The organism is Erythrobacter sp. JB2-19 (genome assembly GCF_057365005.1).
The window spans coordinates 919,818-934,309 of record NZ_CP200290.1 but is presented as its reverse complement, the minus strand read 5'-3'; the positions used below and the strand labels follow the sequence as shown (position 1 = coordinate 934,309).

14 protein-coding genes and 1 tRNA gene are annotated in these 14,492 nt (G+C 59.3%); 5 read left to right on the top strand and 10 right to left on the bottom strand.

Annotated elements, in window-relative coordinates:
* Positions 1-33: 33 nt before the first annotated feature.
* From AC0V6O_RS04475 to AC0V6O_RS04460, 4 genes are all read left to right on the top strand, one after another.
* The gene (locus AC0V6O_RS04475) at positions 34-357 is read left to right on the top strand and encodes a DUF1476 domain-containing protein (protein WP_472638145.1); all 324 of its coding nucleotides are present in this window, start codon (positions 34-36) and stop codon (positions 355-357) included.
* A gap of 5 nt (positions 358-362) precedes the next feature.
* Positions 363-596 carry a BolA/IbaG family iron-sulfur metabolism protein gene (locus tag AC0V6O_RS04470; protein WP_486141901.1) on the top strand — a complete coding sequence of 78 codons (234 nt, stop codon included), beginning with the start codon at positions 363-365 and terminating at the stop codon, positions 594-596.
* 47 nt (positions 597-643) lie between these two features.
* Positions 644-979: a Grx4 family monothiol glutaredoxin gene (gene grxD, locus AC0V6O_RS04465; RefSeq protein ID WP_472638143.1), complete on the top strand. Its 336-nt coding sequence runs from the start codon at positions 644-646 to the stop codon at positions 977-979.
* A gap of 326 nt (positions 980-1,305) precedes the next feature.
* The gene (locus AC0V6O_RS04460) at positions 1,306-2,088 is read left to right on the top strand and encodes an NUDIX hydrolase (RefSeq protein ID WP_486141898.1); all 783 of its coding nucleotides are present in this window, start codon (positions 1,306-1,308) and stop codon (positions 2,086-2,088) included.
* Positions 2,089-2,130: 42 nt separating this feature from the next.
* On the opposite strand, the gene AC0V6O_RS04455 is transcribed toward AC0V6O_RS04460, so the two are convergent.
* A complete protein-coding gene (locus AC0V6O_RS04455) occupies positions 2,131-2,478 on the bottom strand; it encodes a hypothetical protein (RefSeq protein WP_486141896.1) in 348 nt (115 codons plus the stop codon).
* A gap of 189 nt (positions 2,479-2,667) precedes the next feature.
* A tRNA-Arg gene (locus tag AC0V6O_RS04450) sits at positions 2,668-2,744 on the bottom strand.
* Between the two features lie 99 nt (positions 2,745-2,843).
* On the opposite strand from AC0V6O_RS04450, the gene AC0V6O_RS04445 reads away from it, so the two are divergent.
* Positions 2,844-3,683, top strand: a complete 840-nt coding sequence (locus AC0V6O_RS04445) for a queuosine precursor transporter (protein ID WP_486141894.1) — start codon at positions 2,844-2,846, stop codon at positions 3,681-3,683.
* Between the two features lie 17 nt (positions 3,684-3,700).
* Here AC0V6O_RS04445 and AC0V6O_RS04440 read toward each other — a convergent pair whose 3' ends face one another.
* The 8 genes from AC0V6O_RS04440 to AC0V6O_RS04405 form a co-directional block, all read right to left on the bottom strand.
* On the bottom strand, positions 3,701-5,239 hold the full coding sequence (locus tag AC0V6O_RS04440; protein ID WP_486141892.1) for a Ppx/GppA phosphatase family protein: 1,539 nt from the start codon (positions 5,237-5,239) through the stop codon (positions 3,701-3,703).
* Positions 5,236-7,416 (bottom strand): RNA degradosome polyphosphate kinase, encoded by a 2,181-nt coding sequence (locus tag AC0V6O_RS04435; protein ID WP_486145497.1) that lies wholly within the window; start codon positions 7,414-7,416, stop codon positions 5,236-5,238. Before AC0V6O_RS04435 ends, AC0V6O_RS04440 begins: the two co-directional genes overlap by 4 nt.
* Before the next feature lie 78 nt (positions 7,417-7,494).
* Positions 7,495-8,475, bottom strand: a complete 981-nt coding sequence (virB11, locus tag AC0V6O_RS04430) for a P-type DNA transfer ATPase VirB11 (protein WP_486145495.1) — start codon at positions 8,473-8,475, stop codon at positions 7,495-7,497.
* Between the two features lie 84 nt (positions 8,476-8,559).
* Complete coding sequence (locus tag AC0V6O_RS04425) at positions 8,560-9,705, bottom strand: TrbI/VirB10 family protein (RefSeq protein WP_486141890.1); 1,146 nt, start codon at positions 9,703-9,705, stop codon at positions 8,560-8,562.
* 11 nt (positions 9,706-9,716) lie between these two features.
* Positions 9,717-10,556: a TrbG/VirB9 family P-type conjugative transfer protein gene (locus AC0V6O_RS04420; RefSeq protein WP_486141888.1), complete on the bottom strand. Its 840-nt coding sequence runs from the start codon at positions 10,554-10,556 to the stop codon at positions 9,717-9,719.
* Positions 10,553-11,725, bottom strand: coding sequence for a TrbL/VirB6 family protein (locus AC0V6O_RS04415; protein WP_486141886.1), 1,173 nt, complete (start codon positions 11,723-11,725; stop codon positions 10,553-10,555). The genes AC0V6O_RS04420 and AC0V6O_RS04415 overlap by 4 nt, the downstream gene beginning before the upstream one ends.
* Positions 11,722-14,178, bottom strand: a complete 2,457-nt coding sequence (locus AC0V6O_RS04410) for a VirB4 family type IV secretion/conjugal transfer ATPase (RefSeq protein WP_486141884.1) — start codon at positions 14,176-14,178, stop codon at positions 11,722-11,724. The genes AC0V6O_RS04415 and AC0V6O_RS04410 overlap by 4 nt, the downstream gene beginning before the upstream one ends.
* Positions 14,179-14,200: 22 nt before the next feature.
* On the bottom strand, positions 14,201-14,485 hold the full coding sequence (locus AC0V6O_RS04405; RefSeq protein ID WP_472638133.1) for a VirB3 family type IV secretion system protein: 285 nt from the start codon (positions 14,483-14,485) through the stop codon (positions 14,201-14,203).
* Between the last annotated feature and the right edge of the window lie 7 nt (positions 14,486-14,492).

Below are 14,492 nucleotides of genomic sequence, written 5' to 3'. Positions count from 1 at the left end.
TCAATTCTTGGGCCGCTGGCCAAGGGGACTAACATGACTGATTTCAAAGATCGCGAACGCGCCGAAGAAGCCAAGTTCGCAATGGACGAAGAAACCGCCTTTAAAGTGGCGGCGCGTCGCAATCGCTTGCTGGGTGAATGGGCCGCTGGCCTCATGAGCCTCACCGAGGAAGAGACCGACGCCTATAAGAAAGCCGTCGTGCAGGCAGACTTTGAAGAAGCCGGCGATGAAGATGTGATCCGCAAGCTGCTGGGTGATCTCACCGCGGCGGAATGCAATGTCAGCGAAGATGACATTCGCACAAAGCTGGAAGAAAAAGCCGTCGAGGCAAAACGTCAATTGATGAGCGAGAGCTAAGCGGCATGCCTATGGCAGCGACCGACATCGAGGCGCTCATCACTGCGGCGCTACCCGGCGCTGTGGTGGAGATGCGCGATCTGGCCGGAGATAATGATCACTGGGCTGCGACTATCACTGCGCCGCAATTTGCCGGCAAGAACCGGGTTCAGCAGCACAAGATGGTTTATGCGGCGCTGGGTAAGCGCATGGGCGGCGAACTGCACGCCTTGCAAGTCACCACCGTGGTTCCCACCTAATCCCCATACGATTTTCCATGGTTCATTTTTCAAAGGTTTAGGCCATTATGTCTGACACAAACGCCCGCATCGCCAATATCGTTAGCGAAAACGATGTCGTTTTGTTCATGAAGGGCACGCCGCTGTTCCCGCAATGCGGATTTTCCAGCCGGGCCATCGCGATCCTTGATCATTGCGGCGTCGCCTATGAAAGCGTCGACGTGCTGCAAGACATGGAAGTGCGCCAAGGCATCAAGACCTATTCCGATTGGCCGACCATCCCTCAGCTTTATGTGAAGGGCGAATTTCTGGGCGGCAGCGACATTATGATGGAAATGTTCGAAGCGGGCGAACTGCAACAGCTGATGGAAGAAAAAGCGGTCGCGAAGGCCGAAGCCTCTTAAGTTTGCGCACTCGCATCTGCGATGCGCGAAAGCCAGAATATAAACGTCTCAGATACGAAAAACCCGCCTCGTGAACCAAACGAGGCGGGTTTTCTAATTTCGGGGAGGTGAAACCAAGAGACCAAAAAAGACCTCACCTCTTTATCGAAGACCACTAGGGGCACACAATACGATGCATCCACCGTGCCAAAAACGCGAAGAGTAGCCTTTTCAGCCAGTTAAATGGTTTCTACGGATTAACTATAAGGTTAAATGTAAAAGATACCGACAAGCAAAGCTGCAAATACGCTTGGCAAGTTGCCCCGCCCCCGGCATCACTGCAGGCAATGGCAGATCACACACAGCAGTCACCTGAAGGCATCCCCGCCGCGACCATCGTTATCTTTCGCAAGAGCAGCAATGGCGGCGCTCCTGAAATCCTGATGACGGTCCGATCACGCAATATGGCGTTTGCCGGCGGCATGGCGGTGTTCCCTGGCGGACGCGTCGATGATGCGGACTTTGCACTAGCCCGCACGCTCACCTCTCCACTCGATGTAAGTGAGCTTGCACATCAGATCGCGGCAGTTCGCGAGACCATCGAAGAAACTGGCCTAGCGCTTGGAATTGCGGGCGATGTTGACGCGGCAAAGGCCGCCGATGCGCGGGCAATGCTGCTGGAGATGGGAGAGCTTGCACCCGTGCTTGAGGCCTTCGACTGGTCGCTCGACCTTGATCAGATCACGCCGTTTGCTCGCTGGTATCCCAAGAATGAGAACATCAGCCGAGTCTATGACACGCGCTTTTACCTTGCCAATTTGGGCACGGGCGAGGTGGAGATCGCCGCAGATCAATCAGAAAACACGCGATTGTTCTGGGTCAGTGCGCAGGGCGCGCTCGACATGGCTGAACGCGGCGAGATCAAGCTGATCTTCCCGACCCGCCGGAATCTGGAGCGCCTGGCTCTGTTCGCAAGCTATGAAGAAGCACGCACTCAGGCCGAGGCTATTCCAGTCAAAACCATCGTTCCCATGGTCGACGACAGCAATGATCAGCCAATGCTGCGGATCATGGAAGACGCCGGTTATCCGATCACGGCGGAATTGCTGGAGACCGTTCAGCGCGGGTAGAAAAATTTAGTTGGCAGGCCAGTGCCAGCCCGCACCTTCCACTTATCTACGCGCAAGCTGACGATTGTTCTGCTTAAAATTGGCAACGCGATATCCACGCTCAGTCATTTCCTTGCGGTAATCATGGCGCGCGTCGCGAATTTCCTGGCGATATTCCTCATAGGCATCGCGGCGATCCTCTTCGTCGGTCGCCCGGCGAAGGTCACTCGCCAACTCGCGCTTGGCTTCACTGATGTCAGTCCGATAATCGAGCCACCATTTGTTGCTGTCATTGTTGGGCGAGAGCGGCACGCGGTAGCCGTCGACCACAATCCCCTTTTGGTGAGCGGCGACCGGAGCTGCGATCATAGTCCCGGCAAGGGCAATTGAGGCAAGAATCATACGGGTCATCGGATGTCTCCTATCAGTGATCAATGCGCACAAATTGTCGCTCAGCACATGAACAGCAGGTGTCGAAAGGCGCGCTGTCATGGCGGCGAGAGCGATGAGCCGTATCAGCTGTGCGGTATGAGCGACGAGTTGCAATGACCGCCATATGTAGCGGTTTTCGCGTAGTAGCCTACGGCATGATCTGTAAAATGGCGCGCCCGGCAGGACTCGAACCTGCTGCCTCAAGATTAGAAGTCTCGCGCTCTATCCAGATGAGCTACGGGCGCGCACGCTCTTTGCAAACACTTTAGCAATCGCAATTCGAAAGCGCATTCGCCCAATAGCGCGCTTTGCGACGGTGTAAAATCGCGTTAGGCACTTCGGCTATGAATAACCCGGATAACAATGCGGCCGGCGGGCCGATTGCGACCAGCACAGCACCGCGAACTTTCCGCTATTACGACCTGGTGATGGCCGCCTTTGTGGCGATCCTGCTGCTCTCCAACATCATCGGCGCGGCAAAACTGACCTTCGTCGAAGTGCCATTCTGGCCCGATGGCATGTGGCCCGCGCCCGATGGGATGTTTATCTACGGCGCCGGGATCCTGTTCTTCCCGCTGGGCTATGTGATCGGCGATATTCTGACCGAGATATATGGCTTTGCAAAAGCGCGCCGGGTGATCTGGACCGGCTTTGCGGCGATGATCTTCCTCGCCTTTATGAGCTATGTTGTGGTTGGCCTGCCCGCCTTTGCCGGATGGGAATGCGCGGCCAGCGCCTCGCTGCAATTTACAGGCGACAGCGACTCAATCCCCGGCGAGATATGCCAGCAAACCTACGAGTCCGTCTTCGGCAGCACGTGGCGGATCGTGATCGCCTCGATCATCGCATTCTGGGCCGGTGAATTCGTTAATTCCTACGTTATGGCCAAGATGAAGGTGTGGACGAAGGGCAAGGCGCTGTGGGCCCGCACGATTGGCTCGACTGTTGTTGGTCAAGGGGTCGACAGCCTGATCTTCTACCCCATCGCCTTTTACGGCATTTGGAGCACTGAAGCGGTGATCACCGTGATGATCACCAATTGGCTACTGAAGGTTCTGTGGGAGGCTTTACTGACCCCGGTGACCTATTTGGTGGTTGGCAAGCTGAAAAGCGCGGAAGGCGTCGATCTGTTCGATACGGAAACCAACTTCTCCCCCTTTGCGAGCGAGAAGCAGCAGGCCTAGTGGCCCCTAAGCCTTAGCTATTCTTGATTTCCGACGGGTAGGTGCAGTGCGCCATCCTCGACAATCTCGACGGTGAAATCGACGCCGAGGCGGTCAGAGAGCAGTTTGAGATCCTTCTCCGTCGGGATGCCAAACAGGTCGCGGTGGCTGTGCTCCAACCGCAGGACGAGGCCATTCTCGCCCAGCATCAACCGGCTGACCTGCAGCGAACGCCGAGAGCGACCGCCGATCCGCCGGGCTAGGCGAATGGCGAGGCCCCAGCATACCGCCTCTTCTAGAGCGTTTTTGGAAGCCAGCGCATGCAGTTCATCTGGCAGATCGCAATGATTGCCATTGGCCATGCTCGCTGCGGCCAGCATCGCCCGCCCCTGCCCATCAATCGCCAGCCAGCGCTTGTGCATCGCCCAATCGACTGCCAGCGGATGGCGAAGGTTCGGCTCAATCTGCATGCTCGCGAGCGCTAACATCGTCGCGGACAGACGCAGCCGCTCTGACCCGTGCTCGCCCAGCGGCGCGGCATCGGCCGTCCAGCCCGCAATCTGCGTTGCCAAGGTTGGCGGTGCGCCGCGCTGCGCCGCAAACACCGCAACACCGGCCAGCAGCGGATCTTGCTCTTTCCCATGCATCGGCAGGGCGTCGAACAGTAAGCCTTCGCGTAGGCCCCATGACGAGAAGACGACCCGCTCCGGCTCCAACTGCTCCAGCATCGCCTGCAGCAGAACCGCCGCATCGGGCAGTTTCTCCGAGCGCATGGTGGAAATCCGGTCAATCGACTTGAGGGTTTCGGGCGCCTGATCGGCAAGCCCTTTGGCCAGCTCAATCGCCTCTTTCTTTGTGAGCTCAAACGCGTGAGGATCGCTCAGCGGATGGCCCCGCTCCTGCATCGCGTAAACGGCCATCGCCCGCCAGGTGCCACCCACCAAATAGAGCGGCGCTTCAATCGCCTCGCCCCACCCGGCTTTCTTGAGTCTCTTTTGCAGCGCCTTGCGCATGTCGGATTGCTTGTCAGCGTGATATTCGGGCAGCCTCAGGGTGCCGAGCGGCAGTGAGGTCGCCTCTCCTGTCTCACCGCCTGCTATGCTCACCAGCTCCAGGCTGCCGCCGCCAAGATCGGCAACCACCCCGCGGGCGCGAGGAAACGCACCAATTACACCGTTCGCGCTGAGCCGCGCTTCTTCCTCGCCAGAGATAACTTGCAAATCCAGCCCCAGCGCTCGGACGTCCGCCACGAACTCTGGGCCATTTTCGGCATCACGCACAGCGGCGGTGGCAACCGTCTCGATATCCGCAATTCCCAAGCCATCGAGCAACAGCACAAAGCGCCTGAGGCCTCGCATGGCGAGTTCCACAGCTTCATCCGCCAGCCTGCCTGTTTCGGAGATTTCGCGGCCCAGCCGCGCCGTTACCTTTTCATTGAACAGGACAGTCGGCGCCCGCATTGTCCCGCCATAGACCACCAAACGAACCGTATTCGAACCCACATCGATGATCGCGCGTTCGGCTTTGTTCCCAGAGAACGCCCCCTCGCGATCCGCTCGCTTGGCTCTCAATGTCATCCAGTTCCGCCCCTTCGCAGCGACAATTTCGGCACAGCGCCCGCCTCCAGTGCGCCCCCACGCCCGGACAGCGACGGGTTCGTCATAAAATAACGGTGACAATTAAAAGGCTTAGCATCTGTTGCGACACGTTCATAGGAGCCATCGGATTGCAACCACCAGCTTTGCTCTGTGTCGAGCATATTGGCGAGCAGCACCTGTTGCAGCACCTGATCATGCACGGTGCGATTGGTGATTGGGATCAGCGTTTCGACCCGGCGATCGAGATTGCGCTCCATCAGATCCGCTGATGCAATGTAGACCCTTGCCTCTTCGCCGGGCATCGGCGCGCCATTGGCAAAGGCGTAAATCCGGCTGTGCTCCAGAAAGCGCCCGATGATCGATTTCACGCGAATATTCTCGCTCAGCCCCGCGATGCCGGGCCTCAGGCAGCAGATACCGCGTACGATCAGCTCGACCATAACTCCGGCTCCGCTCGCTTCATACAGGCGGTCAATGATCCCCTGATCGGTGATCTGATTGCACTTGATCCAGATTGCGGCGGGCCTGCCCGCCTTTGCATTGGCAATTTCAGTGTCGATGCGGCTGCCAATCTCATCGCGCAGGTTGATCGGCGCGATCTTCAGCGCCTGCAGCTCGTCCGGCTCTACATAGCCAGTGATGAAATTGAACATCTTCGTCGCATCACGAACCAGCTGAGGATCGGCGGTGAAAAACGACAGGTCGGTGTAAATCTTGGCGGTGATCGGGTGATAATTGCCCGTGCCAAAGTGGCAATAGGTGCGCAGCCCCTCTTCCTCGCGGCGCACGACCATCGCCACTTTCGCGTGGGTTTTCCAGTCGACAAAGCCGTAGATCACCTGAACCCCGGCGCGCTCCAGCTTGCTCGCCCACATCAGGTTTTGCTCTTCGTCAAACCTCGCCTTCAGCTCAACCACTGCAGTTACCGATTTACCAGCTTCCGCCGCCGCGATCAGACCGTTGATGACGGCCGATTGCGAGCCTGCGCGGTAGAGCGTTTGCTTGATCGCCACGACATCGGGATCAGCCGCCGCCTGCCGGATAAAGTCGACCACCACTTCAAAGCTCTCGTAAGGGTGGTGAATGACGATGTCTTTTTCGCGAATGGCCGAAAATGCATCGCCATCATGCTCGCGAATACGCTCTGGATAGCGCGGGCTGTAGCTGTCGAACTTGAGGTCTGGCCGGTCTTCCTCGACAATTTCAGCCAGCCCATCAATGCCGATAATGCCATCGGTCTTGATCACTGCAGCTTCATGAATCCCAAGCTGCTCGAGCAATATTTGCTCAGCTCTCGGATCAAAGTCTTCTTCAATTTCCAGCTGGATCACGCGGCCACGGCGGCGGCGCTGGATCGCGCTGCGGAAATAGCGCACGAGGTCTTCGGCTTCTTCCTCAACTTCAATATCACTGTCGCGCAGGACCCGAAACTGGCCATCGCCTTTGATCGTAAAGCCGGGGAATAGCATGCTGGCATAGCGCTGGATCAGGTTGGAGATCGAGACATAGATCGCCCCTTCCCCAGGCACCCGGATAAAGCGTGGTAGACCACTTGGAATCAGGATCATCTCGATGATCTGCTCCGCATCAGCATCGCGGTTCAGTGTGAACAGCACGCCGGTTCCCTCATTGGCGATGAAGGGAAAGGGATGCGCCGGATCAAGCGCTTGCGGTGTGATCACCGGCAGGATTTCATCGCGAAAATAGGTCTGAAGCCAGTCCTTTGCGTCATCGCTTAGCCGTTGATCCTCATCCACCGAAATCCCCGCATCGCTCAGCAAATGATGCAGCTCTCGCCAGCTTCTTTGTTGGTTATCGGAGATCACTTCCAATCGCTCGCGAATGGCGGAAAGCTGCTGTGACGGGGTGCGGCCATCGATCGCTGGCCGGGCGATGCCGCGCTGCACTTGACCGACCAGACCCGCCACGCGGATCATCATAAACTCATCGAGATTGGTACCGGAGATCGAGAGAAAACGCAGCCGCTCCAGCAGCGGATATTTCGCATTGTCAGCCTCGGCCAGCACACGCTCGTTGAAGCTCAGCCAGGACAGCTCGCGGTTGAAGTACGCCTCGCCAGAGTGCGGCGACACCGCGTCATCCGGGCCGAGATCGGCGGGCGTGTCGTCAGTGCTGGAGATTGGCTGGCTGCCCATCATCGCCCCATTCTTGAGAGTTTGAATGTTGCTGATTTACCGGACATATCCGCGATGTAAATCAAGCGCACAAACTTGTCATACCAACGATCGGCAATCCGCGATTTGCGTGATCCCGCGCTTGCCATTGGCATCACGGCCCAGCTGCACGATCACGTCAATGACGCTCGCCGCATAGGCGATTGTGTCCGTACGTGAGAGGCCAATGCCGGTCTGCATCACCATCAGCGACAATTGCTCAAGCGCGCCGGTCAGACTGTTGGCGTGAATCGTCGAGAAACTGCCCGGGTGGCCCGTGTTGATCGCCCGTAGGAACGAGACGCTTTCCGCGCCGCGTAATTCGCCCAGCACAATGCGGTCTGGCCGCAGGCGCAGCGCCGCTTGCAACAGCTCATTGGCCGTGACCTTGGCCTCGCCCAGCTCGCCCTTCACCGCGACCAGGCCAACCGAGTTTTCGCCGGGGAATTTAAGCTCAGGAGTGTCTTCCACCATCACCACTCGCTCTGCGCGCGGGATCTCGCCGAGCATGGCGTTTAGGAAAGTGGTTTTACCCGTGCTGGTGCCGCCCGAAATCAAAATCGTGCGGCGATTGCGGATCGCTTCGCGCAGGTAGGCAATCGGCTCGTTCTGAGCGTCCGGCATTGGCGTTTCCGGTGCGCTCGTGAGCGGCCCGGCGTCATAGGCATCCAGCGGCAGGTCGAGCCGGCGGTGGCGACGAATGGCCATCACCCAATGCTTTCGCGAGGCAGGCGGACCGCAGAACTGAATCCGCGCGCCGTCTGGCAAGGTCGCCCCAAGCAGCGGATGCTCGCGGTTGATCCCCTGGTGGCTCACGCGCGCCACTTGTTCGGCCAAGCGCTGAACCAGGCGGTCATCAATGTCGGGCGCGTCGATCCGCTTGAAACCGGGGTCAGAGGCGTCTTCAACCCAGACTTCGCCGGGCTGATTGACCATGATCTCAGTCACGGTGTCCCGATCCAGCCAGCGGCGAAATGGCGCAAGATAGGCGTCGAGATAGACACTGCGCTCGCCAATAATGGCCGCGCTGGATGCAGGCATAGCCTGCTCGCCGCTCGCCGCTGCGGTTGACCCAGTGTCGTTGGCCAAAGGATGGATCTCTGCGCTCATTCGGGCCCGCTCGGCTCAGTTTACCGTGCTGAAATCGAGATCGCGCGCGGTGAAGACCCGGATCGGCTCACCCATTTTCACACGGATTGTCGGGCTGATCGCGCCGTCTTGCTGAGCCGCAATGCTGGCCGCGCCCTGCCCTGCTCCGCCGAGCACAACCGATGCGCCGCCGCTGCCGATGGCTGACAGACCGCCAACCACAGAGAGCAACATGGCAGAGCCGAACCGGCGGAAGAAGTGGTTGTTCACATCGCCTTGCAGGCCGGTGGTGCCGTCAAAGGCGACCGCAGGAGAGGCGATGTTAACCGAGACGCCATCGGGACGGATCAAACGGGTCCAAATTACGTAAGCACGCTTTTGCCCCTGCTGGACGCCGGACTGATATTGCCCGACGAGGCGCGAGCTGCGCGGCACCAGCACTTTCGTGCCGTCAAAGCTGCGCACATCCTGGCTGACGACGGCCCGAACGAAGCCCGGCACATCGGTATCGATAGCGGTCTCGAGGATCGCCGGGATCAAGGTACCTTGGGTCACCGTGGTGGTTGGATTAGCCATCGGCTGCGCCTGAGCAGGAGCGCCGCCTACGCCGCCGATACGGCTGGCAAATTCGCTGGCAGAGCCTACTGCGCCGCCCGGTGCAGAGGTAGCGCCAGCTGTTGCCGCTATAGGTGCCGGTGCGACGGTTTCACCAAGACGCGCAGCGCCTGCCGCAGCGCTGGCATCAAATACCATGGTCGGCGTCGCGTAAGGATTGGTCGCTGGGCCAGCCACGCGGTTGGGATTGTTCGAGAATACAGGTGATGGCGCAGGGTCGCTGCGCGGCGCTCTGGCCGGCGCAACCTGCGCAACGTTCACCGGAGCGGCAGCTCCCGGCGCTCTGGTCGGCGGCGGCGCGCTAGCCACGGTCGCTGGAGCGGTTTCCGCCGTGCCGGTGCGCGCTGCGTCCATGCTCCACAGCGTAACTGCGCCGAGGCCAAGGACGATGACCGCACCCAAAGCGAGGCCCAATCCGTCAGATTTGGACGCGCGCTCTGTGACAGCGGGAAAGCCATTGCGGCTGGCAAGATCGATGATCTCTGCCGACTCGCCATCGCGCGGATCAACATTGGCGTCAGAATTCGCATCCGCGCCGTTTGGCCCCTTCTTAGGCGGCATTCGCATGGCAAGGCGCATCACTTCACCTCCGTGTTGGTGCTAAGTCGGGCAAGCGCAGCATTATCGTTGAGCGCCCCAAGATCGACCGAACGGATCGGCCCGGTGTTAGTCAAAACTGCGCTGTCTTCGCCAGAGCGCAAAATGATCTGTGTCGGCACGCCTTCCACGATCACAGTGTCCCCGCGAACGGTAAAATTGACCGGGCCTTCATCGCCTTTGTGGTTGGTCACGAGGATTGCCGGAATGGTCGTGCCATCAGGCCAGGTCAGGAACGTGGTGTCGCCATCATCATAGGCGCGGGTCGGGACCAGTTCCTTGTCGCCTTCGCTGGCCCATTCAAAATTGAGGCGTGAAGGATCGCTAACCGCAAAGGGGTCATTCGCCGCTGCTAGTTCCGCTGCGCTGGCGCGTTCGCGCTCTTCCCGCTCCAACCGTGCAAGCCGTTCCGCTTCTTCAGCGGCCTCGGCCTCCGGATAGCTAAACTGCAGGACATAGAGCGGTTTATTGCGCGGGCTTGCAACCAAATCGAACAGATATGTACGCTTGGTCGTCACCACAGTCATATTGGTGCTGGCATTGGCCGAAAGCGGCTTCACGAACAGCAGGCTCGCGCGTTTATTGGGCGTGACCTGCCAGGCTTGGCTGTCACCAATCGCAACGTTCTCGATCGTCTCGTCATCGCGAAACTTGATTGTGGCTTGGACTTTGGGCTTGCCAGAAATGCGCACCACCTGGGTCTCATCATAGACCATGGTGACAAGGCGCGAGTCCTGCGCGGCGACAGGCGCAGCGGCGATAGGCATCAGGCCCAATGCAAGGGCTGCAAGCGGAAGCCGGAATTTCGGCGCGCGGATCATTTTGTCGTCTCCGGTTTACGCGAATGTGCGGGACGGAAGCGATTGCCTATCCCGTGGGTGCGTGACGTGGATGGATTGAGCGGAGCGTTCTGCACGCCTCCGCCTGAACTGGTCGCGAACACGCGGGTCTCGCGCACTGTAGCACCACTGGCCGTTCCCGTGTCATTGGCGGCGGTGATAGTTGTGATCGTCGGCATATCAATCCGGCGTTGGCCAGTCGCGCCAACTGGCGCAGTTTGCGCGTTCCGATTGTCGGCGACCGTCACTTGCGGCTGAGGCGGCGTGCTTGTCATGTCGCGGCCCTTCTCAACCTCAACATTCTGGGCAAAGCCGAACACCTGCCATCCGGCGACCATGGTGGAGGTGACTTTGATCGTCATGATCATCAGCGCCACATGGACCGCGCCCACTAGGAAGAAAGCCATGGCGGCCTGCTGATCAATCTCGCCCGGTACAGCCACCAAAGCGGCGAGGATTGGCACGGCAAGCTCCAGCATGATTGATCCGCCGAGCACCGCGAACAACGGAGTCAGCGCGAGCATCACTACGCCTTTGAGCCAGCCAACAAACAGGCCGCGTGTGCCATTGAAAAGCGCCATAACTACGAAGATCGGCCCGAGTGCCACGAGCAGTGCGAGGCCAATCCGCGCCGTCACAAGCAAGCCGACCGTACCCAGCAGCAGCAGCATAGCGCCAAGCCACATCATGCCGGGCGGCGAGAACGCGCTGATATCAACTTCGCCCGTGCTCGCGTCTTGCACGGCCAGGAACACGATATCGAGCTTGGTCGCGAAGGTCTGCGTTGCGGAACCATCGCTGTCTGTGAGAATACCCGCCAGCCAGTCCGGTCCGCCAATAAAGATGTTCCAGACAAAGCCCTGATAGGCGGCAAAACTGGTCGAAAATGCCAACACCAGTCCTATCGTGAGCATCTTGGGCAACAGCGCACGCACGGAAATGTTAGAGCGCCCAATCAGCAGGCTGATCCCGAAGAACGCAACATAGAGCGTCAGCAAGATTGTCAGCACCGTCGCCAGCGACCCGCCCGAGGCAAACAAGCGCCCAAAGGCGTCGCCCGTCACTTCACTGGCGATGCAATCCACCGCCGTTAAAGCGGCGGCAACGCCAGTGCCCATATTCTCGGCAACAGTGTCGCAATTGGCCGTCATTCGGCCGCCAATCGCACGGCTTGTGCGTCATCGGAATCGAAGCTCGGTCCGTCAGGCCAGGCATGATTGGTCAGCGCCGGATACCAATCCTCTGGCTTGTCACCGACTGCCTCCCGCAGCAGATCGAGCCTGCGCACGGAGCTCTCGCGGCCAGAAAGAACGGTCAGCACCTCTGGCGCACCGGACAGATCGAGCCGGACAACCACACTCGCATCAGGTTGGCGAACGAGGAAACAGCGCGAATGGGCTGGCAATGTGCGGATCAACGCCAACTCATGCTCGGTCAGGCCAAAGCCCTCGCAATAATCCTCAGCGCGCGCTCTGCTGTTTGGCATAAACACCATGGTCGCAGTCTGCTCGACCAAAGCGGTCGAAATGCGGCTTTCCAGCGCGTCGGCGGCGGATTGTGTGGCAAATCCGACCAGAGCATTGCGCTTACGCAAAGTCTTGAGCCAATCGCGGATACGCGCGGCGAACACTTCATCATCGAGCGCCTTCCAGCCCTCGTCGATCAGGATCATGGTTGGCTGCCCATCGAGCCGTTCGTCGACGCGGTGGAACAAATACATCATGGTTGGCGTGCGTAGGCGCGGGTTTTCGAGCAGCGCCGTCATATCAAAACCAAGCACGCGCTGATCGAGATCGAGCCTATCCTGCTCATTGTCGAACAGCCAAGCGTGCTCGCCACCCTCTGCGTCTTCTGACGCGTCGTTCGAACCAATCCAAGCCGACAGTCGGTCGGCCAGATCACCGGGCTCAGGGCGTTTTGCCCCGGCCAGCAGCTCCTTAAAGTGGCGCAAACGGCGCAGGCCCGCATCATTGGCATAGGCCGCATCGACAGCCGCACTGATCGTTGCGAATTCCTCTGGCCCGTCTGCATCGAGCAGCACCGCAAGCCAATCGCGCAAGAATGCCTTGTTAGTCGGCGTGTCCGGCAAAGACAGCGGATTAAACCCGGTTGGCTCGCCGGCGCAGATGCGGTCATAGCGCCCGCCAATACCGCGCACGAACAGTTCCGCGCCGCGATCCTTATCGAACAGGATGGTCCGGGGGCTAAACTTTTGCGCTTGTGCCGCCAGGAAGTTCATCACCACCGTCTTGCCCGAACCAGATGGCCCGATGACCGAGAAATTGCCAAGGTCGCCGTGGTGGAAATTGAAGAAGAACGGGGTCGCACTGGTCGTCTCCAGCAAAGTGACCGCATCGCCCCAATGATTGCCGCTAGACTGGCCTAAGGCAAAGCCGTGGAAGCTGCCAAAGCTCGCCATATTGGCCGAGGAAATGAGCGCGCGGCGCACGATATATTCCTCATTACCGGGGAATTGCGCCCAGAATGCAGGCTCCAGATTGGTGTCTTCGCGCACCGCAATCGCACCGGTATCCGCCAGCGCTGCGGCGCAAGCCGCCGTTGCATCGTCCAGCCGGTCAAGACTGCGCTCTCGCACCAGCACGGTAAGGTGGTGATCGCCAAATCCGACTGCGCCATTGCCCAACGCATCGCGCGCCGCCAGCATATCGTTGCGCTCTGCCGCCGCTTCTTCATCGACGGAACGCAGGCGCCGCAGCGCCAGATCAATCCGCTCCCGCGCGGTCGTGCGTTCGTTGGGCGCATAACTCTCGGTCACGATCATCTCATATGGCAGGCGCAGCAAGCCATCGAGCAGACCGGGAGAGGTCGCCTCGGGATAGTCTTTAAGGCCCAAGATCGCGGAGAAATCCGGTTGGCCAGAGCCACGTTGCTCCATAGCATCAAGGCCAAAGCTGGCGCGGCGATAGGGCAGCATATGGCCGATATCAGTGTCTTCAGCCGGGCGGCGCACGGGACGCATCTCGCCATTGTAGAGCGCGGAGAGCAGCTCCAGCATTTCTGAATTGGTGCCATCACTGCCGGGCACGGAGTAATCGGCAAGCACGCTCGCACCGTAGGCAGAAAGCGATGCGACCAGGCCCGTGGCGGCTGATTTCAGGCTGCGCACGTCCTTGATATCAGCTTCGAGTTCGCTTTGCCCGGTGCGGCTCCACATCCGTGAAAAACGCTCTGCAAGGCCGGCCTTGCCGCGCGCGGGGCGGCGGATCAGCGTGATAAACTGGTCATTGATGAACAGCGAACCGCCGGCCAGCCGCTCTTTCCAGCGCTGGTCAATATGGCGCGACAGCGGATCGGCAAATTGTGCCTCCAGATCAACCTCAACCTGACGGCGGATGACATGGTGGTAGAGCGCAAAGCGCGCATCCAAGGTCGAGCGCAGCATCACCTCGCGCGTCGCTGCATGGGCATTGAGCGCGTCGGAATCCTCGGTTTCAAACAGCAAGCCGGGCACCTGGATCGCGGTCATCACCGATCCATCGCGCAGCAAAACCGTGCTTTCATCGATCAGCCGCGCATATGGCAGACGATCGCCAGCCAGCGCCTCTTTAGCGCTCCAGCTTGCCGGTCCAATCCATTTCACCATAGTAGGCCCTCCTTGTCAGGCCTTACGCAGCGTAGCTGTTACAGCCCCACCGCTTGTAATTCTTGACCCGCGGACACTTGGAAACCTTCGTAATCCAAAGGTCGAAAATGCGCGGTTCGCGAAGCGAAGAAAAATAGCCGATCACGTGCACGACCACCGGCACGATCATGATCCACCAGTTTTTGAGGATCAAAAATGCAATCGTCGTCACCATCAGATTGATGATGAAAAAGTTCATCGTGACGCCAGCAAACATTTGCGGACGGGTAAGAGCGCGGTGAACCGGATGGCGGACGAGATTGGTCATATACCTG

Bases quoted from the DNA above. Each gene is read 5' to 3' on its own strand.
- AC0V6O_RS04475 (WP_472638145.1), top strand. From the start codon at position 34: ATGACTGATTTCAAAGATCGCGAACGCGCCGAAGAAGCCAAGTTCGCA.
- AC0V6O_RS04470 (WP_486141901.1), top strand. From the start codon at position 363: ATGCCTATGGCAGCGACCGACATCGAGGCGCTCATCACTGCGGCGCTA.
- grxD (WP_472638143.1), top strand. From the start codon at position 644: ATGTCTGACACAAACGCCCGCATCGCCAATATCGTTAGCGAAAACGAT.
- AC0V6O_RS04460 (WP_486141898.1), top strand. From the start codon at position 1,306: ATGGCAGATCACACACAGCAGTCACCTGAAGGCATCCCCGCCGCGACC.
- AC0V6O_RS04455 (WP_486141896.1), bottom strand. From the start codon at position 2,478: ATGACCCGTATGATTCTTGCCTCAATTGCCCTTGCCGGGACTATGATC.
- AC0V6O_RS04445 (WP_486141894.1), top strand. From the start codon at position 2,844: ATGAATAACCCGGATAACAATGCGGCCGGCGGGCCGATTGCGACCAGC.
- AC0V6O_RS04440 (WP_486141892.1), bottom strand. From the start codon at position 5,239: ATGACATTGAGAGCCAAGCGAGCGGATCGCGAGGGGGCGTTCTCTGGG.
- AC0V6O_RS04435 (WP_486145497.1), bottom strand. From the start codon at position 7,416: ATGGGCAGCCAGCCAATCTCCAGCACTGACGACACGCCCGCCGATCTC.
- virB11 (WP_486145495.1), bottom strand. From the start codon at position 8,475: ATGCCTGCATCCAGCGCGGCCATTATTGGCGAGCGCAGTGTCTATCTC.
- AC0V6O_RS04425 (WP_486141890.1), bottom strand. From the start codon at position 9,705: ATGCGAATGCCGCCTAAGAAGGGGCCAAACGGCGCGGATGCGAATTCT.
- AC0V6O_RS04420 (WP_486141888.1), bottom strand. From the start codon at position 10,556: ATGATCCGCGCGCCGAAATTCCGGCTTCCGCTTGCAGCCCTTGCATTG.
- AC0V6O_RS04415 (WP_486141886.1), bottom strand. From the start codon at position 11,725: ATGACGGCCAATTGCGACACTGTTGCCGAGAATATGGGCACTGGCGTT.
- AC0V6O_RS04410 (WP_486141884.1), bottom strand. From the start codon at position 14,178: ATGGTGAAATGGATTGGACCGGCAAGCTGGAGCGCTAAAGAGGCGCTG.
- AC0V6O_RS04405 (WP_472638133.1), bottom strand. From the start codon at position 14,485: ATGACCAATCTCGTCCGCCATCCGGTTCACCGCGCTCTTACCCGTCCG.